The sequence below is a fragment of the Janthinobacterium sp. RA13 genome (assembly GCF_000745325.1).
Classification (GTDB): Bacteria; Pseudomonadota; Gammaproteobacteria; order Burkholderiales; family Burkholderiaceae_D; genus Janthinobacterium; species Janthinobacterium rivuli.
The window spans coordinates 3,642,865-3,664,531 of record NZ_JQNP01000001.1 but is presented as its reverse complement, the minus strand read 5'-3'; the positions used below and the strand labels follow the sequence as shown (position 1 = coordinate 3,664,531).

The 21,667-nt window shown below is 61.8% G+C and carries 20 protein-coding genes; 10 read left to right on the top strand and 10 right to left on the bottom strand.

Annotated elements, in window-relative coordinates:
* Window positions 1-94 precede the first annotated feature (94 nt).
* Entirely contained in the window at window positions 95-1,177 is a 1,083-nt protein-coding gene (locus tag FG13_RS16280; protein ID WP_035822543.1) for an AI-2E family transporter, read from the bottom strand.
* A 188-nt stretch (window positions 1,178-1,365) separates the two neighbouring features.
* On the opposite strand from FG13_RS16280, the gene purM reads away from it, so the two are divergent.
* Window positions 1,366-2,409 (top strand): phosphoribosylformylglycinamidine cyclo-ligase, encoded by a 1,044-nt coding sequence (purM, locus tag FG13_RS16275; RefSeq protein WP_035822541.1) that lies wholly within the window; start codon window positions 1,366-1,368, stop codon window positions 2,407-2,409.
* Between the two features lie 64 nt (window positions 2,410-2,473).
* Here purM and FG13_RS16270 read toward each other — a convergent pair whose 3' ends face one another.
* Together FG13_RS16270 and FG13_RS16265 are read right to left on the bottom strand one after the other, a co-directional pair.
* On the bottom strand, window positions 2,474-3,805 hold the full coding sequence (locus FG13_RS16270; protein WP_035822539.1) for an MFS transporter: 1,332 nt from the start codon (window positions 3,803-3,805) through the stop codon (window positions 2,474-2,476).
* A 127-nt stretch (window positions 3,806-3,932) separates the two neighbouring features.
* Window positions 3,933-5,549 carry a GMC family oxidoreductase gene (locus FG13_RS16265; protein WP_035822536.1) on the bottom strand — a complete coding sequence of 539 codons (1,617 nt, stop codon included), beginning with the start codon at window positions 5,547-5,549 and terminating at the stop codon, window positions 3,933-3,935.
* A 163-nt stretch (window positions 5,550-5,712) separates the two neighbouring features.
* Between FG13_RS16265 and FG13_RS16260 the strand changes: the two genes are divergently transcribed.
* A complete protein-coding gene (locus FG13_RS16260) occupies window positions 5,713-6,549 on the top strand; it encodes an IclR family transcriptional regulator (RefSeq protein WP_081922604.1) in 837 nt (278 codons plus the stop codon).
* Here the strand turns inward: FG13_RS16260 and FG13_RS16255 are convergent.
* The 5 genes from FG13_RS16255 to FG13_RS16235 form a co-directional block, all read right to left on the bottom strand.
* Window positions 6,546-7,760: a 6-phosphofructokinase gene (locus FG13_RS16255; RefSeq protein ID WP_035822534.1), complete on the bottom strand. Its 1,215-nt coding sequence runs from the start codon at window positions 7,758-7,760 to the stop codon at window positions 6,546-6,548. The genes FG13_RS16260 and FG13_RS16255 overlap by 4 nt on opposite strands.
* Window positions 7,761-7,846: 86 nt before the next feature.
* Window positions 7,847-9,895 carry a sodium:solute symporter family protein gene (locus FG13_RS16250; RefSeq protein ID WP_035822532.1) on the bottom strand — a complete coding sequence of 683 codons (2,049 nt, stop codon included), beginning with the start codon at window positions 9,893-9,895 and terminating at the stop codon, window positions 7,847-7,849.
* Window positions 9,892-10,206: a DUF4212 domain-containing protein gene (locus FG13_RS16245; RefSeq protein WP_035822530.1), complete on the bottom strand. Its 315-nt coding sequence runs from the start codon at window positions 10,204-10,206 to the stop codon at window positions 9,892-9,894. Before FG13_RS16245 ends, FG13_RS16250 begins: the two co-directional genes overlap by 4 nt.
* Window positions 10,199-11,737 carry a sensor histidine kinase gene (locus FG13_RS16240; protein WP_035822527.1) on the bottom strand — a complete coding sequence of 513 codons (1,539 nt, stop codon included), beginning with the start codon at window positions 11,735-11,737 and terminating at the stop codon, window positions 10,199-10,201. Before FG13_RS16240 ends, FG13_RS16245 begins: the two co-directional genes overlap by 8 nt.
* The gene (locus FG13_RS16235) at window positions 11,734-12,468 is read right to left on the bottom strand and encodes a response regulator (protein WP_035822525.1); all 735 of its coding nucleotides are present in this window, start codon (window positions 12,466-12,468) and stop codon (window positions 11,734-11,736) included. The genes FG13_RS16240 and FG13_RS16235 overlap by 4 nt, the downstream gene beginning before the upstream one ends.
* Window positions 12,469-12,722: 254 nt before the next feature.
* Here FG13_RS16235 and recA point away from each other — a divergent pair, with 254 nt between their 5' ends.
* The 7 genes from recA (at window position 12,723) to FG13_RS16200 (ending at window position 19,826) form a co-directional block, all read left to right on the top strand.
* Window positions 12,723-13,826, top strand: coding sequence for a recombinase RecA (gene recA, locus FG13_RS16230; RefSeq protein WP_035822522.1), 1,104 nt, complete (start codon window positions 12,723-12,725; stop codon window positions 13,824-13,826).
* Window positions 13,827-14,029: 203 nt separating this feature from the next.
* Window positions 14,030-14,485: a recombination regulator RecX gene (gene recX / locus FG13_RS16225; RefSeq protein ID WP_035822520.1), complete on the top strand. Its 456-nt coding sequence runs from the start codon at window positions 14,030-14,032 to the stop codon at window positions 14,483-14,485.
* 148 nt (window positions 14,486-14,633) lie between these two features.
* Window positions 14,634-16,172, top strand: coding sequence for a class I SAM-dependent methyltransferase (locus FG13_RS16220; protein ID WP_035828303.1), 1,539 nt, complete (start codon window positions 14,634-14,636; stop codon window positions 16,170-16,172).
* Between the two features lie 278 nt (window positions 16,173-16,450).
* Window positions 16,451-17,011 (top strand): DUF2889 domain-containing protein, encoded by a 561-nt coding sequence (locus tag FG13_RS16215; protein ID WP_035822519.1) that lies wholly within the window; start codon window positions 16,451-16,453, stop codon window positions 17,009-17,011.
* 72 nt (window positions 17,012-17,083) lie between these two features.
* Window positions 17,084-18,253: an ADP-forming succinate--CoA ligase subunit beta gene (sucC, locus tag FG13_RS16210; RefSeq protein WP_034746081.1), complete on the top strand. Its 1,170-nt coding sequence runs from the start codon at window positions 17,084-17,086 to the stop codon at window positions 18,251-18,253.
* A 13-nt stretch (window positions 18,254-18,266) separates the two neighbouring features.
* Window positions 18,267-19,148 (top strand): succinate--CoA ligase subunit alpha, encoded by an 882-nt coding sequence (sucD, locus tag FG13_RS16205; protein WP_034746085.1) that lies wholly within the window; start codon window positions 18,267-18,269, stop codon window positions 19,146-19,148.
* 213 nt (window positions 19,149-19,361) lie between these two features.
* A complete protein-coding gene (locus FG13_RS16200) occupies window positions 19,362-19,826 on the top strand; it encodes a pilin (RefSeq protein WP_035822518.1) in 465 nt (154 codons plus the stop codon).
* Between the two features lie 21 nt (window positions 19,827-19,847).
* On the opposite strand, the gene FG13_RS16195 is transcribed toward FG13_RS16200, so the two are convergent.
* The gene (locus tag FG13_RS16195; RefSeq protein ID WP_035822515.1) at window positions 19,848-20,570 is read right to left on the bottom strand and encodes a flagellar brake protein; all 723 of its coding nucleotides are present in this window, start codon (window positions 20,568-20,570) and stop codon (window positions 19,848-19,850) included.
* 163 nt (window positions 20,571-20,733) lie between these two features.
* On the opposite strand from FG13_RS16195, the gene FG13_RS16190 reads away from it, so the two are divergent.
* Entirely contained in the window at window positions 20,734-21,114 is a 381-nt protein-coding gene (locus FG13_RS16190) for a DUF6713 family protein (RefSeq protein ID WP_035822513.1), read from the top strand.
* Here the strand turns inward: FG13_RS16190 and moaC are convergent, their stop codons facing one another.
* Window positions 21,115-21,621 carry a cyclic pyranopterin monophosphate synthase MoaC gene (gene moaC, locus FG13_RS16185; protein WP_035822511.1) on the bottom strand — a complete coding sequence of 169 codons (507 nt, stop codon included), beginning with the start codon at window positions 21,619-21,621 and terminating at the stop codon, window positions 21,115-21,117. It abuts the gene before it with no gap.
* Window positions 21,622-21,667: the final 46 nt, after the last annotated feature.

Genomic DNA, 21,667 nt, shown 5'->3' with positions numbered 1-21,667 from the left:
GCGATTTGTGGCCGAGAAGCGCAACCGTACTGTAGTACGGTGAGCATCGCCGGCCGCAAAGTGCGACGCGCAGTAGCTTATGTCAGTCACCTTGTCATGCATTATAGAAGGTGCTGGACAGGTAGTGGCGTCTTAGATGCTTAAATGCGACCATCAGCACGGCAGAAGCGGGTAAAGCAAGCAAAACGCCGACGAAACCGAACAATTGTCCGAAAGCCAATAAGGCGAAGATCACGGCCAGCGGGTTCAGGCCGATGCGCTCGCCCACCAGGCGTGGCGTGAGGAAAAAGCCTTCGATGACCTGGCCGCAGCCGTAGATGACGGCGACGGCGATGACGCCGCTCCAGTCGGCAAACTGCAGCAGGGCGGCGATCAGCGCCAGCATCAGGCCCAGGCCGAAGCCCAGGTAGGGGATGAAGACCAGCAAGCCCGTGATGATGCCCACAGGCAATGCCACTTCAAAACCGGCGATGGCCAGCGCCACCGAGTAATACGTGGCCAGCACCAGCATGACGAGCAACTGGCCGCGCAGGTATTGCGCCAGCAAGGTATCGACTTCCTGCGCCATGCCCACCGTGCGGCCCACCCAGCGGCGCGGCACGGCGCCGGCGATGCGCGCCAGCATCGGGTGCCAGTCCAGCAACAGATAAAACAGCACGACGGGAATGAGCACCACGGTGGCCAGCCAGCCCAGCACGGCCGTGCCGCCGATACGGGCCGAGGCCAGCACCGTGCTCCAGATTTCATCACCGCTGGTGGCCATCTGCTGGCTCAGCATGCGTTTGATGCCCGTGCCATCGAGGCGAACGCGGATGCCGAGGTCGCGCAGTTTCGGCGCCAGGAACTCGTTCGCCTTGCTGAGAAATTGGGGGATTTGCGCCTGCAGCAGCGGAATTTCTTTCTGCAACACGGGCACGACGATCAGCACGAGCGCCGTAATGGCGAGGAAAAACAACACTACGACGACCAGCACGGCCAGCGGACGGGGCACGTAAAAACGCTTGTAATGGAGGCGCTGCAATCGGTCCACGCCGGGATTGAGCACGTAGGCGAGGATGGCGGCGGCCAGGAAGGGCGTCAGGATGGGGCCGAGGCTGACGAGCAGCAGCAAAAATGCCAGCCAGACCGCGATCCAAAATGCTGTTTGCTTCTGTTCGGCGGTGATGGCGAATGGCATGTAGTTTGTGCTGTTGCGTTAAAAAAAGGCAGTTAATTACGAAATGGCGGGGCAGTTTGATAAAATAGCGACTTGATCGACCGAATTCACCCGCTGGCGTCCTGCCGCACGATGTTGAAAAACATGCTTGCGCGCGCGTGCCGGCGGGTATCCGCCTTCTATTTTACCGCCTCCGCTGCCACCACACCATGAACCAGACTTCTAATGTTTCCCTTTCCTACCGTGACGCTGGCGTCGATATCGACGCAGGCGACGCTTTAGTCGAAGCAATCAAGCCGTTTGCCAAGCGCACCTTGCGCGAAGGCGTGATGGGCGGCCTGGGCGGTTTTGGCGCCATGTTTGAAATCAGCAAGAAGTACAATGAACCGGTGCTGGTCTCCGGCACCGACGGCGTCGGCACCAAATTGCGCCTGGCGTTCGAACTGAACCGTCATGACACGGTCGGCATCGACCTGGTCGCCATGAGCGTCAACGACATCCTGGTGCAAGGCGCCGAGCCGCTGTTCTTCCTCGACTACTTCGCATGCGGCAAGCTGGACGTAGCCATCGCCACCGACGTCATCAAGGGCATCGCCCAAGGTTGCGAACAAGCTGGTTGCGCGCTGATCGGCGGCGAAACGGCGGAAATGCCGAGCATGTACCCGGCCGGCGAATACGACCTGGCAGGTTTTGCCGTCGGCGCCGTGGAAAAATCGAAAATCATCGACGGCACCAAGATCGCCCCGGGCGACGTGGTGCTGGGCCTGGCCTCGTCGGGCGTGCACTCGAACGGTTACTCGCTGGTGCGCAAGATCATCGAAGTGGCGAAACCTGACCTGGAAGGCGACTTCCACGGCCGTAAACTTGCCGACGTGCTGATGCAGCCGACGCGCATCTACGTCAAGCCGCTGCTGGCGCTGATGGATGCCATGGAAGTCAAGGGCATGGTGCACATCACCGGTGGCGGCCTGGTGGAAAACATCCCGCGCGTGCTGCAGCCTGGCCTGGTGGCCGAACTCGATTCGAAGGCATGGACCATGCCGCCGCTGTTCACGTGGCTGCAACAGCACGGCGGCGTGGCTGACGCTGAAATGCACCGCGTCTTCAACTGCGGCATCGGCATGACCGTCATCGTCTCGCAGGAAAACGCGGACGCCGCCATCGCCCAGCTGCAAGCGGCCGGCGAAACCGTGTCGCGCATCGGCACGATCCGCGCGCGTAACGGCGACGAGCACCAGACTATCGTCATCTAAGTTGTAGCTTGAATGGAAAAGGCAGGCACTCGCGAGAGGCCTGCCTTTTTCACGTCCGGAGGTCTTACCTTGCGTGCGCCGGCTTCATGCGGCCATCCGGTTGCGAGCCTCCTTTTCCGATCATGGCCACGCTGACGGCCGAGACGAGGGAGGCGAACAGGATGTAGCCGACGATGTGCCACGGCTCGCCATTGCCCGTTTTCAGCAGGTAGGTGGCGATGATGGGCGTCAGGCCGCTGGCGAAGATGCCGGAGAACTGGTACACGAAGGAGATGCCCGTGTAGCGCACCTTGGCGTCGAACAGGTCGCAGAACAGGGCCGCTTCCGGGCCGTACACGGCCGAATACAGCACGCCCAGCGGGATGATCACGGAACACCACAGCAGCAGCGGATTGTCGGCGTGGTGGAGCATGATCCAGAAGGCGGGAATCGACGACACGCCCGTGATCAGCGAGCCCCAGAAAAACACCTTGGTACGGCCGATGCGGTCCGACAGGCGGCCGAAGAACGGGATGCAGAAGCACATCACGACGGCCGACGCCATCACGCCCATCAGCGCTTCCGTGCGGTCGATCTTGATGGTGTTGGTCAGATAGGTGATGGAAAACACGCCGAAGATATTGAAGAACACGCCGTCGATATAGCGCGCGCCCATGCCCTTCAAGACGTTGCCCGGATAGCGTTTCAGCAGGTCGAAGAACGGGATTTGCGTCTCCGCGTTCTTCTCCTTGACGGCCTGGAACTCGGGCGTTTCCATCACGTTCAAACGTATCCACATGCCGATGAAGACGAGGGCGGCCGACAGGATGAAGGCGACGCGCCAGCCCCAGGACAGGAACTGCGCATCGCTCAAGCTGTAGGAGAGGATGGCCACCACGCCGGAAGCGAGGCACAGGCCGATGGCCAGGCCAATTTGCGGCAGGCTGGCGTAGAAACCGCGCTCCTTCGGCGGTGCATATTCATACGCCATCAGTACGGCGCCGCCCCATTCGCCACCGAGGCCGATACCTTGCAGCACGCGCAGGAACAGCAGCAGGCCGGGCGCCCAGTAGCCGATGTGGTCATAGGTCGGCAGCACGCCGATCAGGAAGGTGGAGACGCCCATGATCATCAGGGTCATCACCAGCATGCTCTTGCGGCCGATCTTGTCGCCGAAGTGGCCGAAGATCACGCCGCCGATGGGGCGCGACAGAAAGCCCACGGCGAAGGTGCCGTAGGCCAGCATGGTCGAGACGAGCGGATCGCCGCCCGGGAAATACAGCTTGCTGAACACGATGCCGGCCACGACGCCGTATAAAAAGAAGTCATACCACTCGATGGTGGCGCCGATCACGCTGGCCATCACGACTTTCCGTAGCTCTTTGGCCTTTTTCGGATGGTTCGTATTGTTATCCATAATATCTAGTCTCCAATCGATATCGATTATGTGTTTTTTTCTGATGCTTGGCTTGTCGCCGAGTCATTGGAGGCGGGGCCGTCTGCCCGCCGCTGGCATCCTCCTTTGAGAACGAAATGGGGGCGAGTCAGGCTGCCTTGGGCAGGCGCACGGCGTCGGCCAGGATCATGTCGGCCGCTTTTTCGGCGATCATGATGGTGGGTGCGTTCGTATTGCCCGAGACGATTTCCGGCATGATCGACGCGTCGACCACGCGCAGGTGCTGCAGGCCGTGCACACGCAGGCGGTCGTCGACGACGGCCATGGCGTCATGCCCCATCTTGCAGGTGCCGCTGGGGTGGTAGATCGACTGGCTGAAGCGCCGCGCCGCGTCCAGCAGTTCCTCGTCCGTCTCGAATTGCGGGCCGGGCACGAACTCGGAAATGATGTGCGGCGCCAGCGACGGGGCGGCGGCGATTTTTCGCGCCACGCGCAGGGCGGCAATTGCCGTTTGCTGGTCGCGCGGGTCGGACAGGTAATTCGGGTAGATGCCCGGATACGCAAACGGATCGGCGGATTTGATCGACACGTGGCCGCGGCTGTGCGGGCGCAGCTGGCACACGGACGATGTAAACGCGGAAAACGGATGCGCGCCTTCGCCCGGCTTGTCGGCGCTCAGCGGCTGCATGTGGAACTGGATGTCGGGCCGCTCCACCTCGGGCGACGACTTGGTAAACACCGTCACCTGGCTGGCCGCCAGGGTCAAAGGCCCCGAGCGGGAAAATACATATTGCATGCCTACCCACAGCTTGCCCCACAGGCTGTTGACTTCATCGTTCAGGGTTTTCAGCCGCGTCTTGAAGACGAGGCGGATTTGCAGATGGTCTTGCAGGTTCTGTCCCACGCCAGGCAAGTCGTGCACCAGCGGCACGCCTACTTCATCGAGCAGGGCGCGCGGTCCGACGCCCGAGCATTGCAGGATTTGCGGCGAGCCGATGGCGCCCGCGCATAAAATCACTTCGCCGCTGGCGCGCACCTGGCGTAGCTGGCCATCCTGCCGGAATTCGATGCCGACGGCGCGCTTGCCCTCAAACAGCACGCGGGTGATTTGCGCGCGCACTTCCACGCGCAGGTTGACGCGCTTGCGGGCCGGCCGCAGGAAGGCTTTCGCCGTGCTCCAGCGCAGGCCCTTGCTGGCCGTCTGCTGGAAGTAGCCGACGCCTTCCTGCGTGGCGCCGTTGTAATCGGCATTGAAGGGGATGCCGCTTTCCGTGGCACCGGCAATGAAGTGTTCCGCGATGGGACGGCGCAGGCGCAGGTCCGACACTTTTAATGGACCGCCGACGCCGTGGTAATCGCTGGCGCCGCGTTCCTGGTCTTCCGATTTCTTGAAATAGGGCAGCACTTCGGCATAGCTCCAGCCTGCATTGCCCAGTTCGGCCCAGCGGTCGTAGTCTTCCTTCTGGCCACGTACGTACAGCAAGCCGTTGAGCGAGCTGGAGCCGCCCAGCACCTTGCCGCGCGGCCATTGCAGCTGGCGCCCGGCGATGCCGGCGTCCGCTTCCGTGCGATAGCACCAGTCCAGCTTGGGATCGTGCATGGTCTTGAAATAGCCGACCGGCACGTGTATCCACGGATTGTTGTCCTTGCCGCCCGCTTCCAGCAGCAATACCTGGTTGTTGCTGTCATGCGACAGGCGGTTGGCCAGCACGCAGCCGGCGGAACCGGCGCCGACAACGATGTAATCGTAGTGTGTTTGCAACATTGCTCTTGTCTCCTGCGTTGCGGTATCTAGCTGCCTCGACGGGCATTTTTTGCGATACACTGGTCTTTATTGATTATTTTTGGAACATCTGGTTCCATTTATAAAAGACGTGCAGCACCGGGACAAGCGGAAACAGCCGCATACGCGAGAGGTGAAACAGAACATGCATGATGCGTTTCAAAAACGGCCGACCGAGGCCGAAGAAGGAAACCAAGCGGGTGCTGGCACGGCGGCCAGCCATGGCGACGAGGCGCGAGGCTTGCGCGTGCTGCGCCTGATCGAGCACCTGGCCAGCGCCAGCCAGCCCTTGACCCTGTCGCAGCTGGCCGCGCGCATGCAGGTGCCCAAGGCCAGCATGATGCGCTTGCTCGATACCCTGGAACAGCATGGCTATGTGCTGCGCACGCCCGTGGGACGCGGCTATGTGCCCGGCGCGGCATCCACCAACCTGGCGCTGGCGACCCTGCGCAACAATGCCCTGATCCGCGTGAGCCGCAGCATCCTGGGCAGCCTGGTGGCCGTCACGGGCGAGACGTGCAACCTGGCCATTCCCGAAGGCAATGCGATCGTCTACGTGGACCGGGTGGAAACGCAGGAACCGCTGCGCCTGCACCTGGTGCTGGGTTCGCGCGCGCCCATGCATTGCACGGCCAGCGGAAAATTATTTCTGGCGCACATGACCCTGCTGGAGCGGCGCGAGCTGCTGGCCATGCTGGGCCTGGAAGCGCGCACGCCGAAAAGCATCACCGACCCCGTGCTGCTGGAACGCGAGATCGTGCGCATCGCCCGCCTGGGCATCGGCATCGATGACGAGGAATTCGTGCACGGCATGGTGGCCGTGGCCGTACCCATCTGCGCGGCCGACGGGCGCATCGTGGCGGCCGTGGCCTGCCACGCGCCCGTGGCGAGAAAGTCCGTGGAGCAACTGCTGCAACACGTGCCGCAGTTAAAAGAAGCGGCCGTCAAGCTGCGGCCGCTATTGCTGGCGGAAAACAGCTAAGGTTTCAAGACCTTTGCTACTTTGGCCGCGCGCAAGCGGAACGCATCGGGCATGCCCGAGCCCAGCAGCGGACGCAGATATAACCTGAAAGCATCGGTGACATCCGTGCCGCTGGCGCTGATGAATTCGTCTTCCATGGTGCGCGTCTTGCCCGCCACTTCGGAAAGCGGCAGCAACTCGTAATCGACGGAATAAAAGCCCGTGCGCTTGATGGCAACAGAGCCGTCACGGTCGCCCCACATGGCGAACTGCACCGCCTTTTCGCCCACTTCGCGCGCTTCGCGTTGATCGACATCAGAGACGCAGCCGATGAAGGAGCGCTGCAGATAGCCGAAGGTATCGCCGCGCACGCGCTTGATGCCCAGTTTGGCCTTGATTTCGTCGCACAGCAGGTCGGCCAGCGCGCCCGTGCCGGACAATTGCACATTGCCGTGCGCATCGCGTTCTACTTCTTTCGCCAGCAGGCTGGCGATCGGTTCGCCCGAGGCGTCGTGGATGCCTTCCGAGACGGCGATCACGCAGCGGCCATATTTTTCATAGGTCGCCTTCACGTCGGCAAGGAAGTTCTCGAGCACGAAGACACGCTCGGGCAGGTAGATCAGGTGCGGGCCATCGTCGGGGAACTTCTTGCCCAGCGCCGAGGCGGCCGTCAAGAAGCCCGCGTGGCGGCCCATCACCACGCCCACGTACACGCCGGGCAAGGCTGCGTTGTCGAGGTTGGCGCCGGCGAACGCTTGTGCGACGAAACGCGCGGCCGAGGGAAAGCCGGGCGTGTGGTCGCTGCCCACCAGGTCGTTGTCGATGGTTTTCGGGATGTGGATGCAGCGCAGCGGATAGCCGGCCTTGTGCGCTTCCTCGCTGACGATGCGCACCGTGTCGGACGAGTCATTGCCACCGATATAAAAAAAATGTTCGATCTCGTGCGCGCGCAGCACTTCGAAGATTTGCTGGCAGTAGGCGATGTCGGGCTTGTCGCGCGTGGAACCGAGGGCCGAAGACGGCGTGGCGGCCACCAGTTCCAGGTTGTGGCTGGTTTCCTGCGTCAGATCGACGAATTCTTCATTGACGATGCCGCGCACGCCATGCAGCGCGCCATACACGCGCGTGACATGCTGAAAGCGCCGCGATTCGAGCACCACGCCCACCAGCGACTGGTTGATGACGGCGGTGGGGCCGCCTCCCTGGGCAACAAGAATTTTTCCAGACGGCATGGGATTTCCTCGTAAATGGAACGGCCCTCCAGCCTACTCCTTTTTTGCCGCGGCGCTGTCTTTTTACCCCAGGTCATGATGCGCTTTTATTCCGGCGCACGGATATGCTCGACCAGCCCCGTGCTGCGGCGTCCCGGCGCCGGCGTCAGCCAGCTGACCAGCACGGCGGCGGCCAGGCCGGCCGGCACGCCGAAGATGCCGGCGGAAATAGGCGCGATATGCATCCATTGACCGCTGGCATTACCGCCCAGCATGGTACTTGTGTGCAGCATGTAATACAGGCATACGCCAAAGCCCATCAGCATGCCGGCCAGCGCGCCCTGATAGTTGGCGCGTTGCCAGAACACGCCCAGCACCAGCGGCGGGAACAGGGTCGAGGCGGCCAGGGAAAAGGCCACGCCCACCAGCGACAAAATGTCCGCCGGCTTTTGCGAGGCCGCATAGGCGGCGATGAAGGCCACGGCCAGCAGCAGCAATTTTGAAATCGTCACGCGCTTTTGCGTCGAGGCCGTGGGATCGACCACCTTGTAATACACGTCGTGCGACAGGGCGTTGGAGATGGCCAGCAGCAAGCCGTCGGCCGTCGACAGGGCGGCGGCCAGGCCGCCGGCCGCCACCAGGCCGGAAATCACGTAGGGCAGGCCGGCGATCTCGGGCGTGGCCAGCACCAGCACGTCGGCATCGATGGAAATTTCCGCCAGTTGCACGATGCCGTCGCGGTTGACGTCGACGATGCTGATCAGGGGACTGAGCTTGTCCACGTTGGCCCAGTACGACACCCAGGTGGGCAGGTTCGCGTATTGCGTGCCCACCAGCGCCGAGTAAATGTCGTATTTGACCAGCACAGCCAGCGCGGGAATCGTGAGGTAGATCAACAAGATGAAGAACAGGGTCCAGAAGACGGAGACGCGCGTCTCGTGCACGGAGGGCGTGGTGTACGATCGCATGAGGATATGCGGCAGGGCGGCCGTGCCCAGCATCATGCAGAACACGAGAGCCAGGAAATTGTTGCGCTTGATGTCAGACTGTTCCCGGTCGGCGGCGGGAAACGGCTGCGCGTGCGGAATGATCGGCTCGGCGCGTTTCTGGTTTTGCGCCTGCGCCGTCTGCCACAGCACGCGTGCCTCGTCCGGACTCTTCGGATAGGCAATCAGATAGCGTTCCGCGTTGCGGATGTCGAACAGTGAGGCATTGCGTTGGCGCAAACTATCGAGCTGGCGCTGGGCCGTCAGATGGCCCTGTTCCCAGGAAGCGGGCAAGCCGTCGATGCGCGCCTGGTAGCTGATGGCGCGCTGGTGGAAGATGGCGCGCACCTCGTTTTCTTTCGGATCCGTTTCCAGCACGTGTTCGCGCGCGCTCAGTTGCGGCAGTACCTTGCCGTAGGCGATCTGCGGCACGGGATTGTCCGCATGCTTGACCGACAGCCATATGGCGGGAATCAGAAAGGCGACGAGGATGATGATGTACTGCGCCACCTGCGTCCAGGTGATGGCGCGCATGCCGCCCAGAAAGGAGCACACGAGGATGCTGGCCAGGCCCAGGAAGATGCCGACGGAAAAATCCACGCCCGTGAAGCGCGAGGCGATCAGGCCGACGGCGTAGATCTGCGCCACCACATACGTAAACGACACGATGATGGTGGCGGCCACGGCCACCACGCGCACGCTGGCGCCCCGTTTGTCGGTGCCGCTGCCATAGCGGGCGGCGAGGAAATCGGGAATCGTGTACTGGCTGAACTTGCGCAGGTAGGGCGCGATCAATAGCGCCACCAGGCAATAGCCGCCCGTCCAGCCCATGATGAAGGCCAGGCCGTCGAAACCGTTCAGGTACAGGCCGCCCGCCAGGCTGATGAAGCTGGCTGCCGAAATCCAGTCGGCGGCCGTGGCCATGCCGTTGAACATGGCCGGCACCCGGCGCCCCGCCACATAGTATTCGGTGACGTTCGAGGTGCGGCTGATGACGCCGATGGTGGCGTACAGGGTGATGGTGACGAGCATGAACAGGTAGCCGATCCATGCGCGCGGCATGCCTTCCTGCTCCAGCACGGACAAAGCCAGCAGGAAGGCGGCGAAACCGGCCGTAAACAGCAGGTAGTAGCGGCACAGGCGGGCAAAAAAGCTGCGCTGGGCGCTCATGTTTGCTCCTCGGCATGAAAAGCCCGGTCCAGGCGCCGCATGCGCCAGGCATAGAAGGCGATGATGGCCAGGTACACCAGCGAGGCGCCCTGGGCCGCCATATAAAAGGGCAGCGGCCAACCGAACAGATTCAGATGCAACAGTTCGCGCGCATAAAACACGGTCAGGAAGCCCGTCAGCAGCCAGACCAGCAACAGGATGGCCGTCAGGCGCCGCGTCTTGCGCCAGTGCACATCGCGGCGCGCCTGCAGCTCGGGGCTGGGCGTGCGCGCCGGCCGCGCCGGGGGAGCGCTTGGGCTTGGCTTATCCATACGTGATGTCATCCTCTTCTGGCGCGTCCGGCAACAGCAGGGCGATGCTCAGGCGCAACAGGGTGCCCGGCAGCTTCGGCGACTGCGCGCGCGGATTGTTAAAAATATCGACTTCGGCGCCATGCTGCTGGGCAATTTCGCGCACGATGGCCAGGCCCAGGCCGCTACCGTCGACATTGCTGCCGAGAATGCGGTAAAAGCGTTCGAACACGTGGGCCCGCTCGGCCGGCGCAATGCCGGGGCCCGTATCTTCCACTTCCAGGATGGCCAGCTCCAGGGTGCTGCGCACGCGCACGGTGACGCTGCCGCCGGCTGGCGTATAGCGCAGGGCATTGTCGATCAGGTTGCTCAGCAGCTCGCGCAGCATCATGGCATTGCCGGAAATCATGATCGAATACGCGGGCTGCTCGAAGCCCAGGTCGATATGCTGGGCAAACGAGGCTTGCACCCAGTCCTGCACCACGCCGCGCGCCAGTTCGCTCAGCTCGATTGGCTCGAACGCCGTGCCCGCCTGCGGCTGGTTTTCCGCGCGCGCCAGGGCCAGCAGCTGGTTGACCAGGCGCGTGGCCGCTTCCGAGCTTTTCGCCAGTTGCAGCAGCGAGCGGTGGATTTCGTCGTGGTCGGTCTGGCGCAGGGCCAGCTCGGACTGCATGCGCATGCCGGCCAGCGGCGTCTTCATCTGGTGCGCGGCATCGGCGATGAAGCGTTTCTGCATGTCGATCGACAGCGACAGCCGCGCCAGCATTTCGTTGAGGGAACCGACCAGCGGCGTGATTTCCTCGGGCACCTGGCCCGATTCGATGGGCGATAAATCGTCGGGCGGCCGGGCGCGTATGCGCTCCTGCAACTGCGCCAGCGGCGACAGGCCGCGCGCCAGGGCAAACCAGACCAGGGCCAGGATCACGGGCAGGATGATGAACTGCGGCAAGATCACGCCCTTGATGATTTCATTGGCCAGCTGGGCGCGCTTTTCCAAGGTTTCCGCCACTTGCACCAGTGCGCGGCTGGGCTCGTCGTCGTTGCTGGACGGAATGTCGAGATAGCTGAACGCTACGCGCACGGGCGCGCCATGGATGGTGTCGTTGCGAAACAGCACCATGCCGCTGCGGTATTTGTCGGGGTCCTGCGGCGGCGGCAAATCGCGGTCGCCGTCGATGTATTCGCCGCGCGGCCCCACCACCAGGTAATACAGGGTGTCGATATCGTCGCCGCGCAGGAAGTCGCGGCCGCTATTATTACTGCTCTTTTCCGGCACGCGGCGCAGCATGGCGCCGTCGGCCTGCTTGACCTGCTGCGTGAGCACGGTCACGCTGTCTTCCAGCGCATGGTCGAACGGCTGATTGGCGATGCCCTTGGCCACCAGATAGGTGATGGCGATGCTCATCGGCCACAGCAGCAACAAGGGCGCCAGCATCCAGTCGAGGATTTCGCCGAACAGCGAATGCTCGATGGTGTCGTCCTGTTCCGTGGTGGGCGGCTCGAACCAGTCGTCGTCGTCCGGCTCGTCTGCTGGCGCCTCGCGCGCCTTCACTTGCTGGCGGGTCCGCTGGCCGGGCTGGCCGACTCGCCTGCTTCGGCGTGCAGGCGCGCCGCTTCCGAGTATTTTTCCAGGCAATAGCCGAGGCCGCGCACGGTGGCGATGCGCACGCCGCCCACCTCGATTTTCTTGCGCAGGCGGTGCACATACACTTCGATGGCGTTGTTCGACACTTCTTCGCCCCATTCGCACAGGTGGTCGACCAGCTGCTCTTTCGAGACGAGGCGGCCGGTGCGGCCCAGCAAGATTTCCAGCAAGCCCAGTTCGCGCGCCGACAGGTCGAGCATCTGGTCGTTGATGTAGGCGCTGCGCCCCACCTGGTCGTAGCTGAGGGGGCCGTGCTTGATGATGGTGGCACCGCCGCCGGCGCCGCGGCGCGTCAGGGCGCGCACTCTTGCCTCCAGTTCCGACAGGGCGAACGGCTTGGCCATATAATCATCGGCACCGAGGTCGAGGCCATTCACGCGTTGCTCGATGGAATCGGCGGCCGTCAGGATCAGCACCGGCAACAGTGAGGCGCGCGCGCGCAGGCGGCGCAGCACTTCCAGGCCGGACATCTTGGGCAGGCCCAGGTCGAGGATCAGCAGGTCGAATTCCTGGGTGGACAGGGCCGTATCGGCCTCTTGCCCCGTCTTGACGTAGTCGATCGCATAACCGGACTGGCGCAGCGAGCGGGTCAGGCCATCGGCCAGCACGCTGTCATCTTCGGCAAGTAAAATACGCATGGTGCACTTCCTATGCTTGCGGCGGTAGAAGTTTGTATTGTGTTTCATTTTCCGCAAGGTGGCGAGTTTTTGTGAGAAACCAGGCTTGTATTGATCTGTTTCAAAACAAATCCACGTTCCGCTTGCATTGATCACTGTTTTTTTATACAGTACTGTCTGTGTAAAGAATTTAACCCACTGGCGCTATCGCAGGCTGCACGGTTCACGTAGATGCGTCACGTGAATCCGCACCTGTAGAACGGCTGAAAGAACATATGGACGATAAAAAAGCTGTAGTACCCGCATCGGAAAAAGCCAAGGCGCTCGCCGCCGCACTGGCGCAGATCGAGAAGCAGTTTGGCAAAGGTTCGGTCATGCGCATGGATGCCAGCGCACCGATCGAAGAAGTGCAAGTCGTGTCGACCGGTTCGCTCGGCCTCGATATCGCCCTGGGCGTGGGCGGCTTGCCGCGCGGCCGCGTGGTGGAGATCTACGGTCCGGAATCGTCGGGTAAAACCACCCTGACCCTGCAAACCATCGCTGAAATGCAAAAACTGGGCGGCACCTGCGCCTTTATCGATGCCGAGCACGCGCTCGACGTCGGTTACGCGCAAAAGCTGGGCGTGAACCTGCATGAGTTGCTGATCTCGCAACCGGACACGGGCGAGCAGGCGCTGGAAATCTGCGACGCCCTCGTGCGTTCGGGCAGCGTCGACCTCGTCGTCATCGACTCCGTTGCCGCACTGACGCCACGCGCCGAGATCGAAGGCGACATGGGCGATTCCCTGCCAGGCCTGCAAGCGCGTCTGATGTCGCAAGCCCTGCGCAAGCTGACCGGTTCCATCAACCGCACGAATACCCTGGTCATCTTCATCAACCAGATCCGCATGAAGATCGGCGTGATGTTCGGCAGCCCGGAAACGACCACCGGCGGCAATGCGCTGAAATTCTACGCCTCCGTGCGCCTCGATATCCGCCGCACCGGCTCGATCAAGTCGGGCGACGAAGTGATCGGCAACGAAACCAAGGTCAAGGTCGTCAAGAACAAGATCGCGCCACCGTTCAAGGAAGCGCACTTCGACATCCTGTACGGCGCCGGCACCTCGCGCGAAGGCGAAATCCTGGACCTGGGTTCGGATGCCAAGATCGTGGAAAAATCCGGTTCGTGGTACAGCTACAACGGCGAACGCATCGGCCAGGGCAAGGACAACGCCCGCGCCTTCCTGCAAGAGCGTCCGGCGCTTGCCCGCGAAATCGAAAACAAGGTCCGCGCGTCGCTGGGCGTGCGCGAACTGCCGCCGCTGGCTGTTGAAAAGCCGGAAAAAGCCGATAAAGCCGCCGACAAGGCTGCCAAGGCTGCGGAAGCCAAGCCAGAGTAGGCCGGGTTCGCGCGGCAAAGCCGCGCGTAATCCGACAACACCACAGACGCCAACAATGTTGTCGGATGACGGCCCAATGGGCCTGATCCGAGCTACGCATGGCTTGCTGCAAGGTAGGACCATGATCGCCGTCCCGCGCTGTTGCGCCGGGCGGCGATTGTGTTTGGGTGGTCTGATCGTGGAATGAAAGACAAGGTGGGTGTATGGCCGCAGTACAACTGAGCCTGAAGGGCAGGGCGCTACGCTTTTTGTCGATGCGTGAGCACAGCCGCATGGAATTGCGGCGCAAGCTGCAGCGCCATGCGCAAGAGGGCGATGACGTGGAAGCCTTGCTCGACAGCCTGGAGCAAGCGAACTGGCTGTCGCAGGAGCGCTTTTCCGAGTCGCTGATCCACCGCCGCTCGGCCCGTTTCGGCAACAGCCGCATCATGGCGGAGTTGCAAAGCCATGGCATCGGTGGCGAGGCGCTGCAGGAACTCAAGGCGGGCCTGGCGGAAGGCGAGACCGCGCGCGCGTGCGAAGTGTGGCGCCGCAAATTTGGTGAAGTGGCGCAGGATGCCGAGCAGCGCAACAAGCAGATGCGTTTTTTGATGCAGCGCGGCTTTTCGCAGCGCGCCGTGCAGGTGGCCCTGAAGGGGCTGGATCCCGACGAGGAATAAGGCAGTTCATGGCGGCCCCGCCGTGCCGCCATGAAGTGCGCTCTCAAACGCCGTCTGTTTCCCGTATGGCGACGCCGCGCGATCGGGTATGCTGGCGCTCGAACGCTGTGCGATGCGCGCGGCACCACTGATCGTGACAGGATGCAAGATGAGCAACTGGAATGCCGGCTATATGGCCGAAATCGCTTATACCTATGGCTATTACGAAGAATTGAATCCCTTGCGCTTGCGGCTGCCCCTGCTGGCCGCCGGCCTTGCCTTGCCGGCCAGCGGCACGGCTTGCGAGCTGGGCTTTGGCCAGGGCATCAGCGCCAACATCCATGCGGCGGCGTCCGCCACGCGCTGGCATGGCAATGATTTCAATCCTTCCCAGGCCGCCTTTGCGCAGGAGCTGGCCAGCGCGGCCGGCGCCGGCGCGCAGTTCACGGACGAATCGTTCGCGCAGTTTTGCCGACGCGACGACTTGCCCGATTTCGACTTTATCTGCCTGCACGGGATCTGGAGCTGGGTCTCGGCGGACAATCGCGCGCTGATCGTCGACTTCCTGCGGCGCAAGCTGAAAGTCGGCGGTGTCGTCTTCATCAGTTACAACACGCAGCCAGGCTGGGCCGCCATGATGCCGATGCGCGACCTGATGGCCGAACATAGTCGCGTCATGAGTGCCCCGGGCCAGGGCGTGCTGGACAGAGTCGCTGGCGCCATCGATTTCGTCGACAGGATGATTGCCGCGCAACCGCGCTTCCTGGAGGCCAACCCGCTCCTGGCGGACCGCATCGACAAGCTCAAGGCGATGGATGGACATTATCTTGCCCATGAGTATTTCAATGCCGACTGGCAGCCGATGGCCTTTTCCAGCGTCGCGGCCATGCTGGGCGAAGCCAAGCTCGAGTTTGCCGCGTCCGCCACCTATACCGCTCTGGTCGACATGCTGAACCTGACGGCCGAGCACCAGCAATTCCTGGCCGAGATACCCGATCCCACCTTCCGCGAGACGACGCGCGCCTTCCTCGTCAACGAGCAGTTCCGCAAGGATTACTGGGTCAAGGGCGCGCGCAGGCTGACGCCGCTCGCCCAGGCCAGCGCCTTGCGGGCCGTGCGCGTGATGCTGGCCGTGCCGCGCGACGAAGTGGTGTTGAGCGTGCATGGCGTGCTGGGCGACGCCGATATGGATGAGCGCGTGTATGCGCCCGTGCTCGATGCCATGGCCGACCATCGCGTCTATACGATAGGCGAGCTGGAGCAGCAACTGGCGGGCAGCGAAGCCAGCCTGGCCGCCTTGCTGCAGATCATGCTGGTGCTGGTCAGCAAGGGCAGCGTGCTGGCTGTCCAGGACGAGGCCGACATCGCCGTGGCGCGGCCGCAGACGGCGCGCCTGAATGCGCACCTGCTGGAACAGGCGCTGGCAAGAACCGATTTGAACATCCTCGCCAGTCCCCTGACGGGCAGCGGCGTGGCTGTACCGCATTTACAACAGCTCTTCCTGTGGGCGAAACTGCAAGGTTGTTCAACGCCGCAAGAATGGGTGCGCGCGACATGGCCGGTGTTGCTGCGCCTGAACCAGTTGGTGACGAAGGACGGGCAGCCCTTGTTGACGGAAGAGGAAAACCTGGCCGAACTGCTGGCGCACGCACAGCATTTCGCTGCGCGTAACTTGCCTATTTTGCGCATACTGGGCGTGACAGACTGAGGCGCGGCGCCGGCCAGCTTGCCAGTGCCTGCCGACCTGCTTCCGAGTTATTTAAATTGTGAATGTTTGTCATTCATTTTGCGATTTTCATTGATAATTTGCGGCGGGCGGCCAGACCAATAAATAATTATGTTGCGGCGCAACTAGCGCCCTGTGTGCTACACTTTTAGGGTTTTTGCGGCGCCGCAGGTGCGGTTGCTGTTCGTAGAAGCTGCGAACGGCGTGCTTTATGCACATGGCTGCTTACTAATTATGGCCGCGCAAGCGGCATCGGTCTTATGCCCCTGTCAACTCCCGTATCCCGGCGCGCCCTACGGCACTCCCGCGTTATCGACGTCCAAGCGTATGTGCGCGACGACGGCCTGTGGGATATTGACGCCCGTATCACCGATATCAAAAGCTATGACGCGACCCTGGCCTCGGGCCCCCGTCCCGCCGGCGCCCCTCTGCATGACCTCCATTTACGCATTACCGTCGATCGCGAACTGACCATTGTCGAGGCCGAAGCTGCCTCCGATGCCGTGCCCTATCCCGGTTTTTGCGATACCATCGGCCCCGCTTACCGGGCGCTGATCGGTCTGAATTTATTGAAGAATTTCCGCCGCGACTTGAAACAGCGCCTGGCGGGAATCGCTGGCTGTACCCATTTGACCGAACTGGCGCAAGTCTTGCCGACTGCGACGGTTCAGGCATTTGCCGGCGATGTCTGGTCGACCCGCGACGGTGCGAATGCTGACTTATCGCATGAAAAGCCGTTTCAACTCGACAAATGCCACGCCCTGCGCACCGATGGCGGGGCGGTGGCACAGTATTACCCGCGCTGGGTAGCCAAGCCGTGACCCCGGCGCTTTCCTGTTTTTTTTGCACCACTAACCGTATTTTTACACATCAGTATCAGAAGGGAAGCCAGCATGAAAATCCATGAGTATCAAGCCAAAGAAATCCTCCGGCAGCACGGAGTGACGGTACCACGCGGTATCCCGTGCATGTCCGTCGAAGAGGCAGTCAAGGCTGCGGAAACCCTGGGCGGCCCGGTGTGGGTCGTCAAGGCACAGATCCACGCAGGTGGCCGCGGCAAGGGCGGCGGCGTGAAAGTGGCAAAATCGATCGAGCAAGTCAAGGAATACGCTGACCAGATCATGGGCATGCAGCTGATCACGCATCAGACCAGCGCCGAAGGCCAGAAAGTCAACCGCCTGCTGGTGGAAGAAGGCGCCGACATCAAACAAGAACTGTACGTGTCGCTGGTCACCGACCGCGTTACCCAGAAAATCGTCCTGATGGCGTCGTCCGAAGGCGGCATGGACATCGAAGAAGTGGCCGAGAGCCACCCTGAGAAGATCCACCACGTCACCATCGATCCAGGCACCGGCCTGACCGATGCCCAGGCAGACGACATCGCCGCCAAAATCGGCGTGCCTGCCGGCTCCATCGCCGACGCCCGCGTCAACCTGCAAGGCCTGTACAAAGCGTACTGGGAAACCGATTGCTCGCTGGCCGAGATCAACCCGCTGATCGTTACCGGCAGCGGCAAAGTCATCGCTCTGGACGCCAAGTTCAACTTTGACCCGAACGCCCTGTTCCGTCATCCGGAAATCGTCGCCCTGCGCGATCTGGACGAAGAAGATCCAGCTGAAATCGAAGCGTCGAAATTCGACCTGGCCTACATTTCGCTCGACGGCAACATCGGTTGCCTGGTGAACGGCGCCGGCCTGGCCATGGCCACCATGGACACGATTAAACTGTTCGGCGGCGAGCCAGCCAACTTCCTGGACGTCGGCGGCGGCGCCACGGCGGAAAAAGTCACCGAAGCGTTCAAGATCATGCTGAAAAACCCAGGCCTGAAAGCCATCCTGGTGAACATTTTCGGCGGCATCATGCGTTGCGACGTGATCGCTGAAGGCGTCATCGCCGCAGTGAAAGCCGTCTCGCTGAACGTGCCACTGGTCGTGCGCATGAAGGGCACCAACGAAGACCTGGGCAAAAAGATGCTGGCCGATTCCGGTCTGCCTATCATCGCAGCCGACACCATGGAAGATGCAGCCAAGAGCGTCGTTGCCGCTGCTGCCGGTCAAGCTTAATTAAGGAATCAACATGTCCATTCTGATCAATAAAGATACCAAAGTCGTTACCCAAGGGATCACCGGCAAGACCGGCCAGTTCCACACCCGCGGTTGCCGCGACTACGCGAACGGCAAAGCTGCCTTCGTGGCAGGCGTGAACCCGAAGAAAGCCGGCGAAGATTTCGAAGGCATTCCAATTTTCGCTAACGTGACCGAAGCGAAAAAAGAAACTGGCGCCAACGTGTCCGTGATCTACGTACCGCCAGCAGGCGCGGCAGCGGCGATCTGGGAAGCTGTCGAAGCTGAAATGGATCTGGCCATTTGCATCACCGAAGGCATTCCTGTCCGCGACATGATGGCTCTGAAAGACCGCATGGCTAAAGCCAACAGCAAAACCTTGCTGCTGGGCCCTAACTGCCCAGGCCTGATCACGCCAGACGAAATCAAGATCGGCATCATGCCAGGTCACATCCACAAGAAGGGCCGTATCGGCGTGGTGTCGCGTTCGGGCACCCTGACCTATGAAGCAGTGGGTCAGCTGACCGCACTGGGCCTGGGCCAATCGTCGGCAGTCGGCATCGGCGGCGACCCGATCAACGGTCTGAAGCACATCGACATCATGAAGATGTTCAATGACGATCCAGATACCGACGCGGTCATCATGATCGGCGAAATCGGTGGTCCAGACGAAGCCAACGCGGCTTATTGGATCAAAGACAACATGAAAAAACCGGTCGTTGGCTTCATCGCTGGCGTGACCGCTCCTCCAGGCAAGCGCATGGGCCACGCCGGCGCGCTGATCTCGGGCGGTGCCGATACGGCACAAGCCAAGCTGGAAATCATGGAAGCTTGCGGCATCACCGTGACCAAAAACCCGTCGGAAATGGCGCGTCTGCTGAAAGCCATGCTGTAATTTCAGCCTGGTCACCGCAGTACAAAAAAGGAGCTTCGGCTCCTTTTTTTTGTCCGCAAGACAGGCCGATTCCCGGCCTGGGCGGACGATGCTGGTCCGAACCTGCCCAAATGTGTCGCTTTTCTTTCCATGCGTGCCACCGCTGCCCGGGCGCGCCGCTGGCATGGCGCTTGCAACGTACCTGGCGTGAGCAATGCACCATGGGAGGATACGATGCACGCGCAAAGCGGATTTACCCTGATAGAACTGATGATCGTGGTGGCCATCGCCGGCATCCTGGCGGCCGTGGCCATTCCCCAGTATGGCGACTATACGATGCGGGCCAAGGTCAGCAACGTGCTGGCGGCCGCTGCCCCGTTAAAAACGGCCGTGGCCCTGTGCGTGCAGGAAAACGGCGGCGAGGCGGCCGCCTGCAGCACGCCCACCCAGGCCGTGCCCAGCGCCATTCCCGTGTTCAGTGCCACGCGCGAAGTGGCCAGCGCCACGGTGAATAAGGGCGATATCGTGCTGACCCTGGCGGCCGACCTGGGCACCGGTATCGGTGGACAAACCGTGACGATGACCATGAAGCCGGGCACGAGCAGTCTGACCTGGTTCAATAGCACCACCGTGACGAATCCGGCGGCGAAGGAGGCGATTACCAAAAACAATATTCCCGACGTGACGCCGACGCTCTAGGTGACGCTTGTCTGCCCGGTGTCAGACGATTTTTTGCCGGTCCGCGATCAGCGCTTCATAGGTGAGGTTTTGCAGCAGGGTGTAGTGGGTCGGTTCCAGGTCGATGAATTGCACGCCATACGTATAGATTTCCGCCACCTCGGCGGCATGGCCATTCGACGGCTTGCCCACGCTGACGTTCTGGATGCGGGCGCGCGTATTGACGCGCATCTGGTGCTTGTTCGGCTGCACCAGCAGGGTAAAGCTCAGGGCCACGCCCTCATCGTCCGGTGTGAGCATGCCGGGCGCCTCGATCAGCGCGCCCGAGACGCTGAGGTTGACGATGAACACGGGCACGGCCGCCACGTCGCGGTAGCTCAGCTGTGCCGGAATGTCCACTTTCACGCGCATGGCCGTGCGCAGGCTGGTGCCCTGGATGGCGTCCGGAAAGCTCAGGTGCACATAGTTGAGCGGGCGGCCAAAGATGCGCAGCACGCTGCAGGAAAACGAACACACGGTGACGCCGGAAAACACGCGGATGGTCAGCTTGTCGCCCTCGTTGAGCACGATGGAAGCGCCGTTTTCCATGGGAATCTTGACGATCAGGTACTCATCTTTCACATAGCCGATCAGGGTCGAGAAATGCTGGATGGGCTTGATGGTGCGGTGTGTGATGAACTGGATGCGGCCACCCACCTGCAGATTCATGGCCTCGAAGTCGAAGTCCTGGAGCTTGGTTTCCACGGCGGGCTGCTTGCTTGTCATGCGATGCTCATCTGGATATGGACGACTCGCAGTATGCATGATTTCTTGATGAAAAAGCATTTATATCAATGAAATTCATATTGGCATCGAAAAATGCCAGGTGCACGCGCCGCCGCGCGGTGCAGGCTTTACAATTGCTTCAATATTGACGAATGTAAATCCTATGCCGCGCAGCTACTTCTGGACCATGTTGTTCCTCATCCTGCATCAAATCGACGCTGCCTACTGGAAAGAGTGGGAGATGTTCCATCTGCCGGGCGGCGTGCAGGGTTTTCTCGTGTTTAACCTGGCGGCGATTGCCGTGGTGCTGGTGGGCTATAAGCACGTGTTGCTGTCCACCGCGCGGGCACCTTTTTATGCGAGCTGCTGCGCGGCCCTGGGCGTGGCCACCTTCCTGATCCATACCGGCTTTGCGCTGGCAGGACAGGAGCAATTTCACTTGCCGCTGTCCAAGGCCATCATCGCGCTGTGCCTGTCCGGCGGCGCCTGGCTAGTGTACGATTTGCGCCGCTTCCAGGAGCAACTGGCGCGCCAGGCAAAATAATTACAGCTCGGCATGCCAGTCACCCGACTTGCCGCCATGCTTTTCCAGTACGCGCACATTCGTCATGACCATGCCCCGGTCGACGGCTTTGCACATGTCATAAATTGTCAGCAAGCCGATCTGCACGGAAGTGAGCGCTTCCATTTCCACGCCCGTCTTGCCCGTCGTGTCGACCTGGGCGCGGCAGTGCACGCTGTTGGCCGCTTCATCGACTTCAAAATCGACGGTGACGCGCGTGAGGGCCAGCGGGTGGCACAGGGGAATCAGGTCGCTGGTACGCTTGGCGCCCATGATGGCGGCGATGCGGGCGATGCCCAGCACGTCGCCTTTTTTTGCATTGCCTGAAATGATCAATGCCAGGGTGGCGGGCTGCATGCGGATGGTGCCGGCGGCCACGGCGCTGCGGCGCGTGTCTTCCTTGCTGCCCACGTCGACCATATGGGCCTGGCCCGTGGCGTCGAAATGGGTCAATTCCCCGGCGGGGGCTTGCTTGTCTGCTGTTGTCATGGCGTCAAAAATAGGTGAGGAGTGGGGCGCGGCACGCGTGGGAATG